The organism is Chitinophaga sp. 01L420, from assembly GCF_056399985.1.
In genome coordinates this window covers 94,638-111,329 of sequence record NZ_JBFTSK010000025.1, presented here as the reverse complement: position 1 = coordinate 111,329, position 16,692 = coordinate 94,638, and the positions used below count along the sequence as shown (strand labels likewise).

The 16,692-nt window shown below is 47.1% G+C and carries 15 protein-coding genes; 7 read left to right on the top strand and 8 right to left on the bottom strand.

Annotated elements, in window-relative coordinates:
• Nucleotides 1–64: 64 nt before the first annotated feature.
• From AC1DP6_RS22070 to AC1DP6_RS22040, 7 genes are all read right to left on the bottom strand, one after another.
• The gene (locus AC1DP6_RS22070; RefSeq protein ID WP_477056756.1) at nucleotides 65–1,366 is read right to left on the bottom strand and encodes an HlyD family secretion protein; all 1,302 of its coding nucleotides are present in this window, start codon (nucleotides 1,364–1,366) and stop codon (nucleotides 65–67) included.
• Nucleotides 1,356–3,563 (bottom strand): peptidase domain-containing ABC transporter, encoded by a 2,208-nt coding sequence (locus AC1DP6_RS22065; protein ID WP_477056755.1) that lies wholly within the window; start codon nucleotides 3,561–3,563, stop codon nucleotides 1,356–1,358. Before AC1DP6_RS22065 ends, AC1DP6_RS22070 begins: the two co-directional genes overlap by 11 nt.
• A 1-nt stretch (nucleotide 3,564) precedes the next feature.
• On the bottom strand, nucleotides 3,565–4,635 hold the full coding sequence (gene gwsS, locus AC1DP6_RS22060; protein ID WP_477056754.1) for a grasp-with-spasm system SPASM domain peptide maturase: 1,071 nt from the start codon (nucleotides 4,633–4,635) through the stop codon (nucleotides 3,565–3,567).
• A gap of 2 nt (nucleotides 4,636–4,637) precedes the next feature.
• Nucleotides 4,638–4,817, bottom strand: coding sequence for a hypothetical protein (locus AC1DP6_RS22055; protein WP_441574903.1), 180 nt, complete (start codon nucleotides 4,815–4,817; stop codon nucleotides 4,638–4,640).
• The gene (gene gwsG / locus AC1DP6_RS22050) at nucleotides 4,795–5,769 is read right to left on the bottom strand and encodes a grasp-with-spasm system ATP-grasp peptide maturase (RefSeq protein WP_477056753.1); all 975 of its coding nucleotides are present in this window, start codon (nucleotides 5,767–5,769) and stop codon (nucleotides 4,795–4,797) included. Before gwsG ends, AC1DP6_RS22055 begins: the two co-directional genes overlap by 23 nt.
• 92 nt (nucleotides 5,770–5,861) lie before the next feature.
• Nucleotides 5,862–6,050, bottom strand: coding sequence for a hypothetical protein (locus AC1DP6_RS22045; protein ID WP_441574901.1), 189 nt, complete (start codon nucleotides 6,048–6,050; stop codon nucleotides 5,862–5,864).
• A gap of 37 nt (nucleotides 6,051–6,087) precedes the next feature.
• A complete protein-coding gene (locus tag AC1DP6_RS22040; RefSeq protein ID WP_477056752.1) occupies nucleotides 6,088–6,351 on the bottom strand; it encodes a hypothetical protein in 264 nt (87 codons plus the stop codon).
• A 413-nt stretch (nucleotides 6,352–6,764) separates the two neighbouring features.
• On the opposite strand from AC1DP6_RS22040, the gene AC1DP6_RS22035 reads away from it, so the two are divergent.
• The 3 genes from AC1DP6_RS22035 to AC1DP6_RS22025 all read left to right on the top strand — a co-directional run bounded on the left by AC1DP6_RS22035 (nucleotide 6,765) and on the right by AC1DP6_RS22025 (nucleotide 9,063).
• On the top strand, nucleotides 6,765–7,508 hold the full coding sequence (locus AC1DP6_RS22035; RefSeq protein WP_477056751.1) for a hypothetical protein: 744 nt from the start codon (nucleotides 6,765–6,767) through the stop codon (nucleotides 7,506–7,508).
• A 209-nt stretch (nucleotides 7,509–7,717) separates the two neighbouring features.
• The gene (locus AC1DP6_RS22030) at nucleotides 7,718–8,623 is read left to right on the top strand and encodes an aldo/keto reductase (RefSeq protein WP_477056750.1); all 906 of its coding nucleotides are present in this window, start codon (nucleotides 7,718–7,720) and stop codon (nucleotides 8,621–8,623) included.
• The gene (locus AC1DP6_RS22025) at nucleotides 8,620–9,063 is read left to right on the top strand and encodes a nuclear transport factor 2 family protein (RefSeq protein WP_477056749.1); all 444 of its coding nucleotides are present in this window, start codon (nucleotides 8,620–8,622) and stop codon (nucleotides 9,061–9,063) included. Before AC1DP6_RS22030 ends, AC1DP6_RS22025 begins: the two co-directional genes overlap by 4 nt.
• Before the next feature lie 50 nt (nucleotides 9,064–9,113).
• Here the strand turns inward: AC1DP6_RS22025 and AC1DP6_RS22020 are convergent, their stop codons facing one another.
• Nucleotides 9,114–9,560, bottom strand: coding sequence for a YybH family protein (locus AC1DP6_RS22020; RefSeq protein WP_477056748.1), 447 nt, complete (start codon nucleotides 9,558–9,560; stop codon nucleotides 9,114–9,116).
• Between the two features lie 304 nt (nucleotides 9,561–9,864).
• Between AC1DP6_RS22020 and AC1DP6_RS22015 the strand changes: the two genes are divergently transcribed.
• From AC1DP6_RS22015 to AC1DP6_RS22000, 4 genes are read left to right on the top strand one after another with little or no spacing between them, the layout of a single operon-like run.
• Nucleotides 9,865–11,343, top strand: coding sequence for a collagen-like domain-containing protein (locus tag AC1DP6_RS22015; RefSeq protein ID WP_477056747.1), 1,479 nt, complete (start codon nucleotides 9,865–9,867; stop codon nucleotides 11,341–11,343).
• 9 nt (nucleotides 11,344–11,352) lie between these two features.
• Nucleotides 11,353–14,691: a hypothetical protein gene (locus AC1DP6_RS22010; protein WP_477056746.1), complete on the top strand. Its 3,339-nt coding sequence runs from the start codon at nucleotides 11,353–11,355 to the stop codon at nucleotides 14,689–14,691.
• Nucleotides 14,692–14,694: 3 nt separating this feature from the next.
• Complete coding sequence (locus tag AC1DP6_RS22005; protein WP_477056745.1) at nucleotides 14,695–15,816, top strand: HNH endonuclease; 1,122 nt, start codon at nucleotides 14,695–14,697, stop codon at nucleotides 15,814–15,816.
• 10 nt (nucleotides 15,817–15,826) lie between these two features.
• On the top strand, nucleotides 15,827–16,684 hold the full coding sequence (locus AC1DP6_RS22000; RefSeq protein ID WP_477056744.1) for a hypothetical protein: 858 nt from the start codon (nucleotides 15,827–15,829) through the stop codon (nucleotides 16,682–16,684).
• Nucleotides 16,685–16,692: the final 8 nt, after the last annotated feature.

Here is a 16,692-nt window from a genome sequence, read left to right as displayed (position 1 = left end):
AAAAACAAAAAACCTTGCAGCGCTATATGCTGCAAGGTTTTAATTATATAAGCTATTTTACCGGCTACTCATACCGCAACAGCCTTCTGAGCTGGTAAAAGAATCTTTCGATCAGCCGCAGGTCCTGTGTAACTACCTCTGCATTGCCTTTCAGTTCCTTATCAAAGGGAAGTGTTTTGTGAAAAGATGTCTGAAGACCATTAGGAAGAATGATATTCACATAATAATTACCATCTTTATCGGGTGCATTGGCAATATTCTTTACCCGGCCTTCTACCATACCAAATTCCTGGTAAGGGTAGTTATCCAGTTTCAACAATACTTTCTGTCCCTCCTTTACCTTGCCTGAATTGGTGGCGGGTACCCGCAGTCCGCCGATGAGCATATCTTTATCATCCGGCATTACAGACAACAGTATATCTCCTGTTTTCACAAACTGGTTCTTGCCGATAAATTGCTGAAAGCCCACTACACCAGCCACGGAGGAGGTGAGCAGGTAGTTCTGCTCCCAGGCGTTGAGTGATTTTCTCAACTGTTCGAAAAGCTGTCCGGTCTGCGAACTTAAATTGATCTTGTCTTTCTCCGCATTGATGGTAGCTCCACTCCTGGTCTTTTCAATACTGAGTATACCTTCCTGCAACTGCGATATGGTAATATTGATGCTTTCCAGGTTCTGTCCTGCCTGCAGAAACTTCATTCTTTCCTGGCTCAATTCCGCTGCGGACACTACTTTCTCTTTAAAAAGTTCCTGGTACCTGTCGAACTCCCTTTTAGAAAGTTCATACTTCGTTTCCTCCAGGCTCTTTTGTTGTTGCAGGTTATGTATCCTGTTGCGTGATTCGGTCAGGCTCTTGTTTGCCGCCGCATAGTCCGGGGAATAAGGTTGCAGCCTGGCATACAGTTGCTCATCTGTCAGCGCTTTGGCAAAGGCGTTATAATCTCCCTGGATCTCTCCCAGTTTAAATCCCGCTACTTCGCTGAGCGGAAAATACACCAGTCCCTTGTTACCCAGYGAATCAACAATGCCCCTCAGGCGGATCACATCCCGGTAGTCCGCCGTGGATTGTAATACCAGGAGTATCTGGCCCCGGGAAACTGCCTGATGGTCTGCCACAAATATTTCTTCTACTTTGGTATTGATTCTGGCTTCCAGCTTCTCCGGCGGATTCCGGGATGAAATGATGACCGTGGAAGGAACAAACTCCGGATACTTTATCAGGCAACTCATGAGTAAAATGAGCAACAGTATCAGCAATATGGTGGTATTACCCCAGCGGATCATCCAATGCGGCGGTTGCGTAAGAATATCCTGCACACCTTCCGAATGCAGTTGAATAGTGTCTAGTATATCTTTTTTAGTTTCCAAGTTCCAACTGATTTTTTACGAGTCTGTAATACTCTTTCCTGAGTGATACCAGTTCATCATGACTTCCTTCTTCCACTACTTTTCCTTTATCCAGTACAATGATCTTATCTGCATTTTTAACGGTCGACAACCGGTGTGCGATGATGACGGCCGTTTTCCCTTTTAAGAACTGTTCGAGATTGCCCATGATCGCCTTCTCGGTATTGGCATCCAGCGCGCTGGTAGCCTCATCAAAAAATATATACTCCGGTGATTTGTATACTGCCCTGGCAATAAAGAGTCGTTGCTTCTGCCCACCACTGATGCCAATACCTTCATTGCCAATCTTTGAGTTATAGCTTAGTGGCAAACTTTCAACGAAATCCCTGATACATGCTACATCCACCGCTTTCCTGAGCTGTTGCCGGTTAATATCGTCTATCCCTATGGCAATATTTTTAGCAATGGTATCATTGAATACGTATCCCTCCTGCATCACTACTCCACATTGATCCCGCCAGTACCGCGCTGAAATATGCTGCAGTTGCACATTGCCGATTTTAATCTCCCCTTCGCCGGGCTCGTAGAATTTCATCAGCAGTTTCAGCAGAGTGGTTTTACCGCTGCCGCTGGCGCCTACGATGGCGGTAGTTTTGCGGTAAGGTATGCGCAGGCTCAGCTGCTCAAATACAGGTGCACCTGCACCTACGTACCTGAATGAAACATTATTCAGTGCGATATCCTGTTCTGGTATCTCCACCACCGTCTGTACATCGGCGGGCTCTTCATCTTCCTTGTCATGGATCTCCCCCAGTCTTTCCAGCGATATTTTAGCATCCTGCATTTGTTTAACAAAGTCCATCAACTGTACCAGCGGACCATTCAGTTGGCCAATGATATACTGCACTGCCAACATCATCCCCAATGTAAGGTTGCCATCGAGTACCAGTTTTGCCGCCAGAAAACTGACAAAGATGTCTTTCATCTGGTTAATGAAATTTGAGCCTACTGTTTGCCATTGTTCCAGCGACAGTGACTTTATCTGGATCTTAAACAGTTTCACCTGCATAAATTCCCAGCCCCAGCGCATCTGTTTTTCTGCATTGTGCATCTTGATTTCCTGCATACCATTCACCAGTTCAATCACCTTACTCTGCTCCTGCGATACCTGCGAAAAACGTTTATAGTCCAGTTCTTTTCTCTTCTTAAGGAAAAAAGATATCCATCCTACCGACAAGCAGGCTCCCAACAGGTAGATCAGGAATAACCGGTAGTCATACAGCAACAGTACCACACTGAAAATAACCAGGTTCACCAGGGAGAACAAGGTATTCAGAGAGGAATTGGTCAGCAATTGTTCTATCCGCTGGTGATCATTGATACGTTGCATAATATCGCCGGTCATGCGGGTATCAAAATAGCTGATAGGCAGTTTCATGAGTTTTATGAAGAAGTCGGATACTATAGAAATATTGATCCGGCTGGAGAGATGCAACAAAATCCAGCTACGTACGATCTCTATTCCCATCCTCCCTAAAAACAACATCACCTGTGCCAGCAGCACCAGGTAAATAAAGTTCAGATCATGGTTCTGAATACCTATGTCTACTATGCTTTGCGTAAGAAAGGGAAAAATAAGTGACAGCAGACTGCCGGCAAAGAGACCGATTGCCAGTTGCGCCATCAGCTTTTTGTACCTGAAAAAATAACTGAACAGGAAAGAGAAATCCTTCCTGCTACGCGGTGCTGCTGCATCAGCTTCATTAAATGCGGGGGTAGGGTCCAGCAGCAGGGCAATTCCTTCTTCATCCCGCTCCTGCTTACCCCGTCCTGCCCAACCATCGATGAACTCCTGTTGGGTATATTTCAGCAACCCGTAAGCAGGATCGGAAACATACACGAATGTTTGCCCACCGGTTTTTTTTATCTTGTAAACAACAACAAAATGTTGTTGCCCCCAATGACAAATGCAGGGCAACGGCGCCTCTTCCATCAGGGTAATGAAATCTATTTTAACCGCCAGCGATTTATAACCCAACCCCTCGGCTGCAGCAGACAATCCCAGCAAAGAACTTCCCTCCCGCGTGGTTTCTGCCAGCGACCGGATGGTCTGAATATCTATTAATCTGCCGTAATGCTTACTGATGATCTTTATACAGGTAGGACCACAATCCTTCCCGTCCGGCTGCATATAAAAAGGGAATGCTTTCAGCTTCATATTAATTGATTGTCTCTTCCAGCCCATACAAGGCGATGGCTGCATGCTTCAAAGGATTCTCTGCCCATTCCTCCCAATTATTGGTGTACGGATCGTAGCCGCATTTAAGTGGTCTCGAATAAATATCCTGTGGATCTTCCAGGTAAGCCCTGCAATCAGTGCATACATGTCTGAACTCACAGTCTTTACAACCCGCTATTTCGTCTTTACGGATTTTTCCATACCGGTGAAACGCCTCATTATCCAGCACTTCCTGTAAGGATGTTTCCTTCACATGCCCGAAGTGTTCCCGCATAGAAGGACAGTTCCTGATATATCCATTCAGATCTATACTCAGTTTTCTGTTCAGGCAGGTGTTATAATGCTGGCTCTCCGTGAACAGCTCCATATTTGAAGTGAAATAGTTTGTACGGATCTCACCACAAGCCAGGCAGGAATTGATCTTATTGCTGAAGAATACCACCGGCACGGAACCGTCGAATATCTTTTCCGACTTATCAGTCGGTGAGGAATGTATCAGCAGCGACTTTACCCGCGGATATTGTTTCACGAGTTTATCCAGCGTCCGCAACTCCAGCGTATCATCATATGGCAACACCAGTTTGATGAATCTCAGGGTGGTGCCGTTAAATATCTCCAGCAATTCGCGGATCTTACCTAATGCCGTTTTCCCGTAATACCTGATCTCCAGCCCCTGCACATGCAAATCGAACAGTTGACGGAAAAAACTCGTGGTGTAGTTGATGTCTTCATTGTACTCGATGATTACATTGGTAATATCAGAGTACCGGTCCCAACTGAGCTCCAGTGGCGTAAGTTCCTGCAACAACTGGTGATCTGTAAATCCCAGTTCTTTGCTGATCAGGAAATCAATGTAGCCGGTAATGGCCTCCCGGTTATCTTCCCCGTAATGCGTCATACATTCCTCAATGGAATGTTGTTGTAAAAAAATGAGCACATCAGCAGTATCGTTGGGGATATGGTAAAACTTGCGCATCTGCAGATCGCAGAGTAGCGACATACGGGCTCCCTTCACGAGCCGGCAGTTTGCATATAGATTAAAGTATTGCATCATCAGAATTTGGAAATCACTTTATAAAAATTAAAAAGCTCGAACCCTTCGGATTTTATTTTCGGGGCTTTTTCAAATTTGAGGATGGACCTGGTTGTCTGCTGCTGATCTTTTTCCAGGAAATACAGCGACAAGGGCAGTCCTTTCTTCTCTTTCAGGTTACTGATGAATTTCTTTTTCATGGGCGCTATTTTTATGGAGCCATTGTGCTAATTTCTTTTCCAGGTAATAGTTGCAGGGATAAGACACCATGCCGAACTGGCCTACCGGGTTAATTTCGAGGAAATGATAGTTCCCCTGCATGTCTACCATCAGGTCAATGGAACCTGTTTTGAAGCACAGCGATTTCATTAACTGGTCCAGCTTAAGTTCCAGATCAGCCGGGAGTTTATAAGGCACTGTTCTGTTGGGCCGCTGGTTGTCGTAGTTCCGGAAATCATCTTTTGTCTTCCGGTTATTCTGGGAAAAAATAGCCATAGAATGGCACTCGCCATCCAGGTAAAAAGTACGTATCTCAAACTTCTTGATAATTTTTTCCTGTATCAGCGAGGGGAAGAATTTTTCAGGCACCTGGTGCAAATTGGCTTTGCTAATGGTTTTGGTAAGCATCTTGTATTGTCCGCCTTCGGTGTCTTCCAGGAAGATGCATTCACTAACAGGTTTTACAATTAGTTCCGGGTGGCTTTCCAGCAGGTGTATAACGGCTGCTTTGCACGTCACCACATCTGTAAATGGGGTATCAATGCCGCATTTGCGGGCAAGGTGCAATACGTGTAATTTGTTCAGGTTATCTTCTGTCACGGGGTCATTCAACCACTTCTGCCGGTCGATGGTATAAAACAGCAATGAATGAAGTCCGCTGAACTCATCCACCATAAAGCGTTTCAGGGTGTACTGTGTGGGAAAGTCTTCTTGCTTAAGACTGTATTTAACGGGAAAGTTGCCAATCTTCCTCCGGTACCAAACGGTAGCTATTTCGGTATTGCCGGGCAGATCGCTCAGGTGTTGAATATGGAATAAGTCTTCCCCATTCACCCGCAGGTAGGGTATCCGCAAATGGTTCAACCACTGGCAAACATGGTCAGTAGTGCCTTCCAGGTGCGATTGACTTAATATGAGGATTTGCTTGGACATGGTATCTAGTTGATTACTGGTAGTAAGGACTGCCGGCAATAGCCGGCAGTCCTGGGGTTTCCGGTCACAACAATGGCCGAAGATGATGTTTATTATTTACCATCAGGTCTGTGGTCGCACAGGTAAACATCCGGACCTGAATAATGTGTAGGCGTGTGAACAGTGGTGCCACAGCTTTCACCTGCATCAGAAAAATCGTTGGAGATAGAAGCGGCCCTGCCTCCTTTGATTGTTTCCAGAGATTCTACTTTCTTTGCATTCAGTTTTGTTAACTTTTCCATAGTTTTTAATTTTTTAAAGGTTTACGTTTTGGAGAGATTACTTAGGGTCTTTACGGGTGTCAGTTACCCAATGYTGACCATTCCACGAAGCATAATTTTCTGTGGTTATTTCCTGATCGTCTACTGAAAACTCAGGTAAAAATGCGTATCTGCCGCCTTTTACAGTTTCCGGAGTTGCTACCTTTTTGGTAACCAATTTTTCTAACTGTTTCATGTGATTTGATTTAAATTCTGGTTCAAAATTAGGCGGCCAGCGTAACTCCACCGATGCTGAAAACATATCTGGATGGTTGCGATCCATATTCGTAGTACTTTGCGAAATAATTGCAGTGGCAGGCAATCTACATTTGAGAAATGGAGCTATTAAATACCGGGAAGTAATTGGCTAAAATAAAAAAGCGTGCTACCATTCAAAAAGTCATCACGCTTTCTGGCCTTAATATTGAAACCAAACCTGATAATAACTATTGCAAGTCTTATTTATTACAGAGGCTTTCGTTCGTTAGGAAGGAAAGCCTTTTGCACATCATGTATTTTCAACACACTTTACCTGCTACCGCAGAGAAAAAACATATACACTGTAAACCAATAGCAGCAACGATTACAGGAATATTATATTTCTCCGTTTTTTTAAAAAATATAATATACTCATGCCATAGATTTAATAGGAATAAATATATATTTGGGCGAGTTTTAAACCCTCATTACTATTTTATGAAACGCACCAAAATCCATGTTAACTCAACCCTCGCCCTGCTGTTAGCAATTGTTACCATTACAAGCTGTAAAAAAGAAGACCTGAGCAAAAGTCCAGTAGCACCGGAAAACACTGTAGCGGTACAAGCCGTAGAAGATCACCTTACTATCACGCCCGAAAGACAAAAGGTGATCGATTTTTTCAACAAGAACAAAAATGCCCGTGGTGAAGCCTCGGGTGCGGTAGCAGCTGCCAGTTACCGTTCTTTTACAATTAACTATTCAGGTAGTGTTCCTAATGACATCAAAGCTTTGGTAAATGGAGAAATTGACCAGCTCTACAACACCAGCATTACCAGTACCACCAAATCACACATGACCGGCGCCCCTATCAATGTATATTCCAGCCCCGGTAGTGGTGATTTGTTTTACACCAACGGTAACGTATACATTGTAAATTTTGCTACTTACCGTAGTGTGCATACAGGTCCGGGTAATGTTATCTTTCACGAATTATTCCACTATCTGCATGACCGGTGGGTTTCTGGTGGATTTAACAATTCTACCATTTACAACCTTTACAGTGATGCCTACTACGCAGGTATTTACCCTTCCTCCGCTTATGTGCTGAGTAACCAGGCAGAATATCTGGCGGTTTCATCGGAAGCTAATTACTGTAACACCAACAGGCCTCCGTACAATTCGGCTACACTTGGTTCGCTGGATCCTAACTGTAAAAGTTACCTCACCACCAATTTCTAATCTGCTGTACATTTTTTTCAAGAACCGGTTGCTCCCTGGCAGAGAGCAACCGGTTTTTTTTGCAACTTTCACAGATCACTAAAATGGATATTAAAAATGTGATGTAGGTCACACGGTCGCCTGAAATTTCCTGCCGTACTTTGCTGGGTGATTTCAAAACAACATCAGCCTGGTTGATTAACAAAAGAAAGCACTTAATATTGTAAAAAATGAAGACAACAAATAATACCATCCATATGCCGCCGCTCGGGTTTGGCACCCTGATTCCTGATGCAGCCGAAACCATCACTGCTACCAGGAACACGCTGGAAGCAGGATTTCGGCACTTCGATTGTGCGGAACGATACCGGAACGAACGCGAGGTAGGTGAAGCGTTGCAGGCTGGACTTGCCGCCGGAGGTATTGCCCGCGAAGACATCTTTGTCACCACAAAGTTGTGGAACACAAATCATCGGCCCGACCGCGTTAAACCGGCATTCGAGGCGAGCTTGAACAGACTCGGGCTGGAGTACCTGGATCTCTATCTCATTCACACACCGTTTGCTTTTCAACCAGGGGATGAGCAGGATCCGCGGGATCAAAACGGGCAGGTCATTTACGACCACGACATAACTTTGTCCGACACCTGGAAAGCGATGGAGCGCCTGGTGGATGGTGGCAAATGCAGGGCTATCGGATTGTCTGACATCAGCCTGAACGAACTGTTGCCGCTCTACGAATCAGCGAGAATCAAACCCGCTGTAGTCCAGGTCGAATCACATCCGTATCTGCCGGAAACGGAATTGCTGGAGTTCTGCAGGGAGAAGGATATAGTGTTTTTAGCGTTTGCACCATTGGGTCATGGAATAAAGCCCGGGCCGCTCGAAGATCCGGTCATTTTATCGATTGCTGCACGGGTTGGAAAAACGCCAGCGCAGGTATTGCTGGCCTGGGCCATCCAGCGTGGCACAGCTTTGCTGACCACACCCAGAACTGCCGCCCGGGCGAGAGAGAATTTTGATATCTCTTCCTTGCCGGAAGACGCATTTGATGAAATCAATCGCATTCAAACCAGGCAGCGATTCAACGAAGTAGTGAAGACAGGTGTGCCGGGTTTCATTGAACGCGTTCATTGAACGAAAAAACCAAACAACTGATTCTGTCTATGGAAGAAGCACAAATACGCGAAGCCCTGAATACGCACTGGCGTGCATCGGCAGCCGGCGATGTAAACGCCGAACATGATATTTATGATGATGATGTTATCTGTGATTATCCCCAGTCAGGTGAGCGAATTTCCGGACGATACAATTTGCAGGCATTACGGAGCCATCATCCTGGTAAGCCCTCCGGCTTCCATGTCAGGCGAATTGTTGGAGCAGGTGATCTCTGGATTACGGAATACACCATCAACTACCAGGGGCAATCAGCATTCACCGTGAGTATTATGGAATTCCGCAACGGGAAGGTTATACACGAGACTCAATATTTCGCAGATCCTTTCGAGGCGCCCGCCTGGCGAAGTCAATGGATTCAATCAGGCACTAATTCAACTAAAAAAAAGCCACATAAATAGCGTGATTTATGCGGCTTTGGGTGGTGATATATAATAGAGGGATGATAGTATTATTTCTTTCCCAGCTTAAGTAACCAATTGGCAAACCTTCCGATTTTTTTCACCCTGCAATTGTGAAAAGCTGTAAGTTGCCAATCGCCCGAATCATTTCTAACCCATACGGTTGTGTTAATGGATTGGCGGCTTTCCGGAGCCTTTTTCTGCCAGCGAAAACGGATGGCCCCTGTGGCAATAACAATAGCTGTTGTTTCATTTAAAAAACGTACCTGATTAATTTCTCCTTCCAGTTTCGCACCCCTGAACATAAAATTGTTCATCAGTTCCTCATGTACCCGTATGTATTCCTCCCTGCCTTTCAGATGTGTCCCGTTAAAGGTGATATAGTCGCAGCCTTCAGTCAGATAGCGGCTTGCGGATCTGAAATCCAATGTTTCAAAGGAGTTACTAATTTCAAGGTTGGCCCTTTTTATGGCCTCGATGCTTGCCTGGTTGTCCATGGTTTATTTTTTAATCTGAAACAAAGTTAGCTGGCCACCTTTTCGTTCAACAGTACATTTAGGTGAGTTTCCATCCAACACCGGTAAAAACGGGGTTATTACCGGTAATTCATTATTTCCTGTCATTATCAGCCACATCAAAAAAGCGTTCACCGGATAAAAACAGCACTTCATAGCCCCCTTTAATTACATCACATATTTCCGGGTTAGATAAACTGGAATTTGCTTAACTTAACTCGTATAAAATTGATTTATCTATCCCTCAAGGGTAAATTAGTTCCCTCATGAAACCCTCATTTTATCTATGACACTACCACTAACAGATCCCACGGGCATTACAGGCCCGACAGGCCCTACCGGGCCACAAGGTCCCACTGGCCCGCAGGGAGTTACCGGCATACAAGGTGAACCTGGCAAACAGGGGGATCAAGGTCCTACCGGAATTATGGGTGTTACCGGACCGCTTGGCGCCACTGGCGTACAGGGAGCCACCGGCATTCAGGGCGTTACCGGCGTACAGGGTGTTACCGGCTATCCGGGCAATACCTGGAGTTATGCCATCATGAATGGTCTGACCGGACCGGAAGGGCCACGGGGCCTCACCGGTGTACAAGGCGTAACAGGTGTGCAGGGTATGACCGGTGTAGGTGCTACAGGTGTACAAGGCTTCACCGGTATCCAGGGAGTTACGGGTGTACAGGGCATGACAGGTGTTCAGGGCATGACCGGTGTAGGTGCTACAGGTGTAGACGGCGCCACCGGCCCACAGGGCTTCACTGGTGTACAGGGTACAACAGGCTTAAACGGGGCAACAGGCCCACAAGGTGTAACYGGTGTAGGTGCTACCGGARTAGATGGCGCCACCGGCCCACAGGGCTTCACTGGTGTACAGGGTACAACGGGTTTAAACGGCGCTACAGGCGCACAGGGCTTCACTGGTGTACAGGGTACAACGGGTTTAAACGGCGCTACAGGCGCACAGGGCTTCACCGGTGTACAAGGTGCAACGGGTTTAAACGGTACAGGTGCAACCGGCCCACAAGGCTTTACCGGTGTACAAGGCACTACCGGATTAAACGGAGCAACCGGTGCACAAGGTTTCACGGGTGTACAGGGTGCTACCGGCTTAAATCTGCCTGGCATCACCGGCCCGCAAGGCTTCACCGGCGTACAGGGTATGACCGGACTACGCGGACCTACCGGACCCTCAGGTGGTGGTAGCGGCAACTTTACACTGGGAGACCTGGCAGAAGAACAATATGCCCGCGACCTCATGCTCTACAGGGTATCCTATAGCATTCTATGGATGGGTGCCTGGCGTTACCAGGTCCATACCATCCTGGTAAAAGGCGTACCTCACTTCCTCAAACGTGGTATCCTGGATACAGATGCTTCTACGAACGTACAGTTCATGAACAGGTACCAGAGCTTCGATTATTACATCTACCAACTACTTATTAACTATTATACCTGCCTGAAGACACCCGGCTGCCAGCCAGGTAACCTTCCATCCATTATTACCGTCTTCGATCAGTTTTACAAACTACGAACGATGCCACTCCATGAGGATCCTGCTGCTATGAATACCCTCGATCAGGCCATGGGCGGACCTGGAAAGATGGATACATTCCTACCAGGGAAGATCGGCGATCCTTTTCCTACTGTTGATCCTGCCTACACAATGGACTCCTCGTTTATGGATGCCCTCGCGGCAAACATTCTCCGGAAAGGACAAGACTCGCCTGTCATGCAACTGTTGAAGCTATTCTTTGTTAGTCGTTAATTTCATAACATGTACACCCCCTTTCAGCCAGACAGCAACCTGTATCTTCCCGACCCGGTTCCGGACCAGATCAGCTATTGCTATTACCTGCCCGGCACCGAGAAGCCGGCGCAGCTTTCCCTGGAAGACAGTTGGAGTAAATACAAAGGATATTACATCTTTCTGTATAACCCTATCGACCATACGAAAACGGATTTGCTGACTGCCCTGGAAAAACAGCTGTCGGAAACCACTGTTCTCAAACAGCCAGCCCATACAGGTGCTGCCTGGTGGATGAATACGGATCAGCACTCCGGCCTGCAAAGTGTACTCCAGGCAAAGATGACGGACAATGGCATCCTGGTGCAGGAAGGAGTACAACTGGGCTTCGGTACTTACCAGTTTCCACTTTTCGTTGATGCGCCGCTCCTGCTCAATGCGGATGGCCATCTTCAGACCGGATACCCCAACGTAACCGGCGCACAAACGGCCGCTGTTGAAAAAAGTATATCCATAGCCGTTAGTGGTGATATGGCCGGCGTACTTACCGGTCAGGTAATGATCAACGACTTCTCTTCCGCTGAATATACCGGCTGGTCCGCCGGCTTCCGCTACAGCATGACAGACATGGACACCGGCAACCTGTGCAGCCAGTACTATCCGCTGTTTGCACCCACGCAAGCTACCACCTACTGGCAGTTTAATGTACACTGGGACCCACTCCATCCGCTGAACGATTCCCGCTCCTATCTTACATTCACCGGCATTTCCTTCGGACTGGAAAAAATTGCCGGCACTGACGATCGTTTCCAGATTGTTCCAGGGGGCGATGGCATCATGCCGTCTTATCTGCGTACGATATACGGACAGCCCATTTCTCTGCAACCTGTTACCGCCGGCCCTTCACCGGCACAACTTGTGTTTCAGACATATGCCGATCCGGCAACACCAACCGCTTATTACCTGGCACCCAAAGGAGCATTTACCCTCGGTGTACAACAGGAAAACGCCGCTGCCTGCCAGCTATTACCGGGACTTGCCGGCACAGAAGCTATTTCATTTACCTCCGGTGATCAGATCATTTTTTATCCGGGTAACGCGGCTTATGCCAGCGCTGGACTTAGCAGTGAAGAACTGGATACCACCTACACCGTATCCTGGGCCTTTATTAAGGCAACAGGCAATCATGCACCGGTGATATACGCCGCCGCACCTACCGTAGCCAGCTTATACCAGCCCTCCAACACAACCGGCCTGCTGGATGCTTTCTATAACACCACTGCACAATTGCCCGTTGAAGGCACTGCTGCCCTCAGTTTTCCGCTGGCACCATATGCAGGCCTCGGTGCCTCAAAAGGAACTCCTTTTTCTCCTGACAAAATTGCTCCTTTTGAAACTAAGCTAATAGCCCCTGCAAGAAAAAAGCAGATGGATACAATGCCGCTTCCGAAGCTATCCAATGCGGATGCACCTTCCGTTGTAACCACCACCCCGCAAGGGTTACTGGCTACCATCGCAGGCTTAAACTGGCAGGAAGTGCTGCTGGCACATAACACGGAAATACCTACGGACCTGCGGTTCCTAAACCTGCCGGCGCCACTGCGGAATGCATTACAAACAAATAATCTTTTCCTTGTTATCTCTGACAATAAAAATATTGGCACCTTTGATAACGCACTTTCCATAGAAGGCTGGCAGTTTAATATAGACATACCGGCGCGCAATCCCGCAAGTGATCCGGACCAGCGAAATATCCTGATCATGAAATTCCGCCCCGGCGCACTATTTGACCTGATCGCTGATCTTACTGCGTGGACGGACCCATTATCATTCAACTACGATAACAACCAGTTGCAGGGCACGCAAACATGGTTACTGAATTACTGTATTGATGCACAGTCGCAACAAGACGAACCGCAATACGCCAATTTCCTGAACATCCTACAAGACCCTCAATGGTATGGCATTCTCGCGCTGAAGGTAGACATCAACCTGGGCAACTTTCCGAAAGATCTCCGCGGGCTGCTGGGCGCCATGGACCTGAAACGCTTTTATGCGCACCATGTAGGTGTGCAGGTAAATTTTGTTACACAGGATGCCCAAAACCTGGACAAACCCATTGCGATAAAACGCAGTAATATGTTCGGGCTGATCAACTATACAGATCCTTCCTATAAACGGGTACAACAAAGCAGCGGCAATAACGGCAACGGCAATACGCAAATGATCAGTGATACCAACAACAGTATGCAGGATGCCACCTACAGCTATAAGGTGCTCTTTCTCCAGATTATTTTTGCCAATACCATCATCACTAATTTCGACAGCAAACTGGAACTCACGGCCCGTAAGTGGTTTGAAGAAGCCGCATCACTGAATCCACCAGGCACCAAGCCAGATGATACACCACTGCCTGCCAACTACTCCATGATCTTTGATGGCCATTATGAAAACCATGACGGCCACCGGACCTATACTTTTCTGACCCGCAAGGGGCTTTCCTATCAGTACTTCCTGAGCAGTGCAGTATTGAATTATACGGACTTCGTAAAAGCGCAGTTTCAGACGGTAAATTCCGTCCCGGAAAAGGCGGTTCCCACTACAGAGCTGGTGACTTCCAAGTTCACTTTCTATGGTTATCTCAATTTCCGTGACCTGGAAAATTTTGATGGCTTTTCTTTCGGCGCGCCCAAAGGCCAGGAACTCGTACCCGCGAGAGGGTTATACTTCTCTAATCTTGCATTGGACGTAAGTTTCAAACTGGATACAAAGCTGAACACCACCAGTGGACTGTCTATCTCCCTGAATACTGCCAATACCGCTTTTGATCAATCACTCAGTACCGTGCGCGACAAAAGTTTTGCCGCAGCATTCCCGATAAGTCCGAACGACATTCTGCAAGGCAGCGGGGATAATACGCCAAAGAAGCTGAACTACCTGCAGGTGGTACCTCCGGTTAATTTCACCACCGGCGGTTTGCAGGACACCTGGTACGCTGTCAACTTCGACGTGCATTGGGGCGGGCCCGGTGCGCTGGCAAGTGAAACGGGCTTTATACCACAACTGCTGCTGGCATGGAGCCCTGGCGCTGACGTAGTTAACGTAGGCATCTTCCTGCGGCTACCCGGTTCCGGCGGTGGTAATACCTTCAGCATCCAGAATGTGCTGAAGTTGTCTGCCGGCCCTTTTCAAATAAAGAAGGTAGTGCATGACGGTGACAAAGTGAGTTATAATTTATTTCTGATAAACCTCTCTCTGAGTTTGTTTGGACTGAAGCTACCGCCTGCGGGGAACGTAAACCTCGTATTGCTCGGTGATCAGGAACAACCCGGCTCGCTGGGATGGTATGGTGCATATTTAAACTTATAAACAATGAGACCTGTTTCTTTTGATGCTAATCCGGACTATGGGATACCTAAGTATATGCGGACCAACACGCAGGCTATCCGTAATGGACTGGCCGTTAACGGTATCAAGCCCGCCGTTGGGAAAAGCTCTTACCTGACGCAACGGGTGCTTACCCTGCTCCAAACGCTCACATTTTCTAATGATGGTGAAGACAATTGGACGAATTTAAGTCAGGTAAACCAGGGCCTGGTTATTTCCCTGATTAATTACTTCAGTAAGAACGATGGCGTAAACTATGGAAATGCCCGTGGGTCATTGATTCAAAACTACGGACAGTACTGTAATTACTGTGGTATGAATGTACAGGATTCTTCCCTGGCAGTGGAACACCGGCTTCCCAAAGCAGAATTCCCGGGACTGATGCTGGAGTATAAGAACTTCTTCCTGGCATGCCCTATGTGTAATTCCTACAAGGGCTCAAAGCCATCTTTTACCACCTGTAAAAACTGGGCAATACAGAAACAGGGTATTCCGGCCCCCAACATGCAAGAAGTAGGCGATGGCGGATACAACAGCCAGGTCTGGCCAAATCGTCCGACAGCCTACACCGGGTTTACCCCTGTTCTGTATAACGAAGGCACTGATACCGCGGTGCCGCTGCAATATGCACTGAACATCAATAATGACGTAGTAAATACCGACAACAATACCGTACAGGCCATACTCCCGGGATACAAAAACGGACAGGAGGTAACAGTGTCTGTCAGGTTTGAATCTGTTAACGCCGGGATACCGGGGCAACGGGAAGACAATTTCATCGACATTGTCAACCTCAATTTCACGGAGGCGGATAATTACTCAGACAGGCGTGTTACCAACAGAACGGTTGCCTGGATGAATGCGCTGCTGACCATGTACAGACTTCGGGGTTTTCAGCCTGGCTCGGCTGAATATGACTACATGGTAAAACAAATTATTTCCACTGCACAGGCGGCTGGTTACTACAGCATCTGGGCATATGTTTTTTATCAGAAATCCCCTCCCACAGTACAGGATTCAGTATATACTCAGTTCAAAACAAATACAGCAGATCCTAACCTTCCGCAAGCCTATTTCCCAGGCACCGATATTAACAATATGCCTTAAAATAAAATCCATGAGACCAGTCAATAAAATATCTCCTCCTATACAGCAGTTACAACAGCAAAGCGGCACTGTAAAACCGGGCACTGTTACAAATGCATTGATAGATACCATCGGCAACTATTGCTCCTTTTGTGAAATGCAACTGAGCGGCTATCATGTGGAACACCTGCGATATTATGCTGCCTGGCCAGAAAGCGTGGACATATCCATGTGGGAGGATCTGTTGCTGATCTGCAACGACTGCCGGAACAACATCCGCGTACCTGCACTCAATACACTCAGTGCCGATGCCCTGCTGTGGCCCGACAGAGATCTGTCCTTCAACCTGTATAATAGTCCCCTGCACTATGAACTGCGCCCGGTAAAATATGTGGTCGTTAATGCAGATGATGATCGAATACTGGAAAAGAATATGGAACTGGTATTTGTGGTAGCCAATCCTTCAGCACCACAAGCACTGTACGAAAAGGCCTTCAACACCATCAACCATTTCCAGCTAAATATGAAGCTGGAATATTACGATGCTGCTACCAATGAACTACGTATACCCGAGACCGTACATCTTCAACATGCCGACAACCGGATGTTCAAACGTACGGAGGCATGGCACAAAGCCGTGCATGCGCTGGAGGGGTTACGGGGCATGGACAGTATACCCGATAAATCAGAAAATCACGCCTTACTCCGACAGATGCTGGTAGACCAGATTGCCATGACAGCCTGGTATTCCGGTAATTGGTCGGTGTGGATGACCGTACTGCACCAGCAAACAAATGACACGGCACTTACCCAATCTGTATTACTGAGTACCGCCCATCCTTTCCCGGGAACGAGAAATGAAAACAACCGTTTATTCACGGCAGAATAAACAGCCTC